Raw genomic sequence first — 718 nt, 5'->3', positions numbered from 1 at the left:
GCCGGCGATGCGTTTTCTCCTGTCCTGCTCTTTGTGTCACCCCGCAGTGCTGCATGCCCCGCCATTCTCAAAATTGCACGATCGACCGCTGATCCGTGCCGTTCACGAATTTTTGACACACAGAACTGCTGACCGCTAGGATTCGGCCCTCGCCTGTAGGCCCATTCACCTCGTACCCAGAATAGATGGCCCGCTGTGCCTATGCGCAGGGGGCTTTTTTGTTTTCAGACCCGCGAGCGTCAACCCACGCAGTGGCGTGGTTCCTGGTGCCGGTCGCAGTGCGTCTTTGTTTTTGTAATAAGGAAAATAAAATGTTGAAAACCAGGATCAGCCTGATCGCTCTGGGTTTGTTGTCCGCGACTCAGGCCATGGCCAATGACCAGGCCAATGCCAACGGTTTTGTAGAAGACAGCAGCATGAACGTGCTGCTGCGTAACGCTTATATCAATCGTGACAAGAAACATGGCAAGAACGACCAGATCGAGTGGGGTCAGGGCGTCATTGGCAACTTCTCTTCTGGTTTCACCCAAGGTACCGTCGGCGTCGGCGTTGATGCTTTTGGCCTCTACGCCGTGCGCCTGGACGGTGGTAAAGGACACAACGGTGGTGCTGGGGTCGACTTCTTCAAACCGAGCGAAGGCTAAAGTGGACCCATCGGTCAAGACAGTTTTTCAGCGAGTTTAAGCTGCGTCGCTTACTGCCACTGCAGCTGGTCGGC

General features: G+C 55.0%; 1 pseudogene. It reads left to right on the top strand.

Annotated elements, in window-relative coordinates:
* Window positions 1-311 precede the first annotated feature (311 nt).
* A pseudogene (locus tag EKA13_RS27460) lies at window positions 312-638 on the top strand (OprD family outer membrane porin); the annotation flags it as partial.
* Between the last annotated feature and the right edge of the window lie 80 nt (window positions 639-718).

This window comes from Pseudomonas defluvii, assembly GCF_001695625.1.
Taxonomy (GTDB): Bacteria; Pseudomonadota; Gammaproteobacteria; order Pseudomonadales; family Pseudomonadaceae; genus Aquipseudomonas; species Aquipseudomonas defluvii.
This window is presented reverse-complemented; position numbering and strand designations above follow the sequence as displayed.